Raw genomic sequence first — 4,879 nt, 5'->3', positions numbered from 1 at the left:
AATTTTTATCCTCAATTTTCTGTCGTCCTCGCTACGGGGACGCCCAGTCGGGCGCCATTCTCGGACAGCCTCCTGGCAACAGTTGTGCCGTTGATATTTGCCTGCGAAATTGCCCCGCCTGGTGATTATCGTGCAAAGGGTGTAAAGAAAGTTATTCCGGTGCTTTCCGGGTCAGGTATCTATTGTGTTAAACTGCCGTCCACCTTGATAACCATGCAGTGATAAATCTTTCAATGTCCCAAAGAATAAGCGAACACTACAAGGCCATTATTGAGTCCCTCGGTGAAGATATTCACCGGGAAGGCCTCAGGGATACGCCGCTTCGCGCTGCCAAAGCAATGCAGTACCTGACCAGGGGTTATAACCAGACACTGGAAGAGATCGTTAATGGTGCAGTGTTTGAGTCCGACATCAGCGAAATGGTCGTGATCAAAGATATTGAGCTGTACTCAATGTGTGAGCATCACCTGCTGCCCTTTATTGGCAAGTGCCATATTGGCTATTTGCCAAACGGTAAGGTAATGGGCTTATCCAAGTTTGCCCGCATTGTGGATATGTTCGCCCGCCGCCTGCAGATTCAGGAAAACATGACCAAACAGATTGCCGATGCCATCATGAAAGTGACCGATGCCAAAGGGGTTGCCGTGGTGATTGAGGCACAACATATGTGCATGATGATGCGTGGCGTGGAAAAACAGAACTCCTCCATGACCTCTTCGGTCATGCGCGGCCTCATGAAAGACAATCAGCCAACCCGTGAAGAGTTTCTGCGGTTTATTCGCTGAGAACCCTGAATAACTTCTGTATTTCTCAGGTTCCAAACTTCGTGCGTCCTGAGCCTGTCGAAGGGCGTACACTGCGAACTCACGCACTGTGCCTGCCACCCTTCGACTCCGCTCAGGATGATCGGTAATCAAGTTCTAAACCGGGAAATCAGTTAAGGACTGTTCCTCAGACTTGACACCAGTCAAGAATCACTTTTCCAGACTGCCCGGACCCCATGATTTCAAAGCCCTGCTCAAAATCATCAACCGGGAACCGGTGCGTAATGATTGGCGAAATATCCAGACCGGACTGCAGCATACTGGTCATCTTGTACCAGGTCTCAAACATCTCACGACCATAGATACCTTTGATCACCAGACCTTTGAAGATGACCTGGTTCCAGTCAATCACCGTATCACTGGCAGGAATTCCCAGCAGTGCAATTTTGCCACCATAGTTCATATTTTCCAGCATCTGCTTAAATGCACGACCATTGCCGGACATCTCAAGGCCCACATCAAATCCTTCAACCATGCCCAGCTCCGCCATCACTGCTGTCAGGTCGGTATTGGCAACATTCACTGCGCGGGTCGCCCCCATGTTACGGGCCAGATCCAGACGGTATTCGTTGACATCGGTAATCACCACATTACGGGCACCAACGTGCTTACAGATAGCTGCCGCCATAATACCGATGGGGCCGGCACCGGTAATCAGTACATCTTCCCCAACCAGGTCAAAAGAGAGTGCGGTGTGGACCGCATTACCAAAGGGGTCAAAAATGGCGGCCAGGTCATCACTGATATCATCAGGAATCGGGAAGGCATTCACCGCCGGAATTACCAGGTATTCGGCAAACGCACCGTCACGGTTAACGCCGACACCCACAGTAAAGTTACACAGATGGCGGCGGCCAGCGCGGCAGTTACGGCAGTGGCCACAGGTAATATGACCTTCACCGGACACCCGCTGCCCTACCTCAAAGCCACGCACACCTTCACCCATGTCAACGATTTCGCCGACAAATTCATGGCCAACGTGCATACCCACCGGAATGGTTTTCTGAGACCACTCATCCCAGTGATAGATATGCATGTCAGTGCCGCAAATGGCGGTTTTGCGAATTTTGATCAGTACATCGTTGTAACCAACTTCTGGCTTGGGACGATCTTCCATCCAGATTCCGGATTCTGCTTTGCTTTTGGCTAATGTCTTCACGGTTTCATTTTTCTCAATGGGCTTGCTATTGAGCATAGCAAGCCAGCTCTCTTATATATCAGCAGGAATATCAGCGGATAACACCCAACTCCCGACCAACCCTGGCGAAAGCATCAATGGCCTTATCAAGGTGCTCCCGACTGTGGGCAGCCGACATCTGGGTACGAATTCTCGCCTGACCTTTTGGCACCACCGGGAAGGAGAAACCAACCACGTAAATCCCTTTTTCCAGCATTCGCTCGGCAAACTGGCCCGCCAGTGAAGCATCGCCCAGCATCACCGGTACAATCGGATGATCGGCTCCGGCCAGGGTAAAGCCCAGCCTGGACATTTCAGAGCGGAAATAGTCGGCATTATCACGTACCTTCCGGCGCAGTTCTGCGCCTTCCGCGAGCATCTCAAACACTTTGATCGAAGCAGCAGCAATGCCCGGCGCCAGCGTATTGGAGAAAAGGTATGGACGGGAACGGTTACGCAACCAGTCAATCACTTCCTTTTTACCGGAGGTGTAACCGCCGGAAGCACCGCCAAGCGCTTTACCCAGGGTACCGGTGAGAATATCCACGCGTCCCATAACATCACAGAACTCAGGAGTACCAACCCCTTTCTCACCGATAAAACCGGTGGCATGGCAGTCATCTACCATCACCAGGGCGTCGTATTTATCCGCCAGGTCACAGATGCCTTTCAGGTTGGCGATCACCCCATCCATGGAAAATACGCCATCCGTAGCGATCAGTTTGGTTCTGGCACCCGCCGTTTCTGCCGCCTGTAACTGTGCTTCAAGGTCTGCCATATCGTTATTGGCATAGCGGAAACGTTTAGCCTTGGACAGGCGCACACCATCGATAATACTGGCATGGTTCAACGCATCACTGATGACCGCGTCTTCCGGCCCCAGGATGGTTTCAAACAGGCCACCATTGGCATCAAAACAGGAAGGATAGAGAATGGTATCTTCCATGCCCAGGAACCGGGAGATATGAGCTTCCAGATCTTTATGGACGGTCTGGGTACCGCAGATAAAACGCACGGAGGCCATACCAAAGCCATACCGGTCAAGCCCCTGTTTGCCCGCTTCGATAAGCTCCGGGGCATTGGCCAGGCCCAGGTAGTTATTAGCACAGAAGTTCAGCACCTCTGAACCGCCCTCTCCATTAGAGAGCACCTTGATTGCAGCCTGTTGTTGTGAACTAATGACCCGTTCACTTTTATAAAGCCCTTCCTGCTTCAGCTCATCCAATTGACTGCGCAGCCCTTGATAAAAATCGGCCTTCATTTCGACTCCTGTTCTCGGTAATTTCCAGCATCTCGCCTTTGCCCAACCATCAGGGGCGCGGTCTCCAATACCCCCTTCTACCCCAATAACACGGGCATCATTGGGGTTAAATCAAAGGTTATGCGACCAATGGGTATAGCTTACTGCCATCATCCCGTTCGTTATAGATGATTGAACTAATAGTGGATCAGCAAGGGACCCAATTGAACAAGCATTTATACGTAAGTGGCTGGCCATTCAAAAAGAATCAAGAGATTATTCAGAAGAAACTAAAAATGAAAGAGCGGAACGAAACTCTTCCAGTTCTGCTTCTTGTACCTGCAGAGTTAATTAACTGCCTATCAGCTTTTGCTCTCGATACTCTTCAATTCCTTCTTCAATTTGGAATTTTAAATCCCTGACTTCTTCAGCATGGCAATGTCTATGAGTTCTATCGTTGGATATTGCCTCCCATTTCTTGCCACGACAGATTCGCTGTGCATTTTCTCTAAGGTGCTCACCAAATGCGCCACTTACATGTTTAAGCGTTGCTTTCAGTGGTCTCAGATCTTGCAATTTAGCTTTGTCCAAGCCTACAGAATAGCTCTGGAGACCTGGTCCAGATGGCTTCACATTATCTGATTTTCTGGATTGCCATTCTACTTTTGAAAGGCTGACCATAAGTTGGCCGGGGTTGCGATGCCATGAAGTCTTGGCACCATGACTGTCATGTTTTTTAGGTTTTCTTCCTTCATGTGGATAATGATCATGATTTTTCCTTCCCTGAAAAAGGACTGAGTTCTCTTGCTGTGTCCACTTTCGGTCTGAAGAGCCCACCACCCTTTTGACGTCGTGATCCATCAAGCCATCTTTTCTTCTCCGCTCTATTATATTTTTTTCTCTGGGCATTCCTTTCCTCACATCTTCGGGTTTGTCCATAATCACTCTTTGCTGCGATTTTTGGTGATGAGAAAAGTCACTGGATCTGGTCAAAGTTAGCTCTTTTTCACTAAATGATGAGAGTAAAGCTGCCATTGCTACCGTTTTTGTAGCTGCCCTCCCTTCATTGACAACCCTGTTATGATTCGCGGCTCCTTTTAGAGCTATATGATCAGGTTGATGTACTGAAATAGAATGCCAACCAGAAAGCCTTTTTTCATTGTCACCAAGCGTAGTACTTGTACGAACGTGATTAACACAGTTCCAACGACAAATATTTCTTGTTGGCGTCGAATGCAAACCCTGCTGTACCGAACACTGTTGACTCGCGTCCAAGTAACCCTGAGTGGAATTTAAAGATGTTTGTAAAGGAGATATTGTCATGAATTATACCTGGACTAATCAGTTAAATCCGTTTTTGGTAATTAATATGAAAGATCGATTATAGACCAGAATCAGGAGGCTGTTCGAGAATAGCGCCCGTAGCGAGGATGGCAGAGAATTAAGGATAAAATTTCAGCTTTTGAGCTGACTACCCCAAAGGGCACAAGTAGCGGAGCTATATGCCGAACAAAAACGGATTTTCAGACCAATTTGCTGCCAACGCACGACTGCATGAATGCAGGAGCCAGAGCAACGCAGCAGCAGTTGCTGCGTAGGGCAGTCTATTCTCGGACAGCCTCCCGGGAGGCAATTAAC

At 48.9% G+C, this 4,879-nt stretch carries 5 protein-coding genes; 2 read left to right on the top strand and 3 right to left on the bottom strand.

What is annotated here, in order from left to right; all coding sequences use genetic code 11:
* Window positions 1-222, top strand: a 222-nt coding sequence (locus KDK14_RS16820) for a hypothetical protein (RefSeq protein WP_257266334.1), incomplete at its 5' end; no start/stop codon positions are given.
* An 11-nt stretch (window positions 223-233) separates the two neighbouring features.
* Window positions 234-785, top strand: a complete 552-nt coding sequence (gene folE / locus KDK14_RS16815) for a GTP cyclohydrolase I FolE (RefSeq protein WP_257266333.1) — start codon at window positions 234-236, stop codon at window positions 783-785.
* A gap of 166 nt (window positions 786-951) precedes the next feature.
* Here folE and tdh read toward each other — a convergent pair whose 3' ends face one another.
* From tdh to KDK14_RS16800, 3 genes are all read right to left on the bottom strand, one after another.
* Window positions 952-1,983 carry an L-threonine 3-dehydrogenase gene (gene tdh / locus KDK14_RS16810; RefSeq protein ID WP_257266335.1) on the bottom strand — a complete coding sequence of 344 codons (1,032 nt, stop codon included), beginning with the start codon at window positions 1,981-1,983 and terminating at the stop codon, window positions 952-954.
* 70 nt (window positions 1,984-2,053) lie between these two features.
* Window positions 2,054-3,262, bottom strand: a complete 1,209-nt coding sequence (locus KDK14_RS16805; protein WP_257266332.1) for a glycine C-acetyltransferase — start codon at window positions 3,260-3,262, stop codon at window positions 2,054-2,056.
* Between the two features lie 330 nt (window positions 3,263-3,592).
* Complete coding sequence (locus tag KDK14_RS16800; protein ID WP_257266331.1) at window positions 3,593-4,564, bottom strand: hypothetical protein; 972 nt, start codon at window positions 4,562-4,564, stop codon at window positions 3,593-3,595.
* Window positions 4,565-4,879: the final 315 nt, after the last annotated feature.

The sequence above is a fragment of the Endozoicomonas sp. ONNA2 genome (assembly GCF_024606365.1).
Taxonomy (GTDB): Bacteria; Pseudomonadota; Gammaproteobacteria; order Pseudomonadales; family Endozoicomonadaceae; genus Endozoicomonas.
This window is presented reverse-complemented; position numbering and strand designations above follow the sequence as displayed.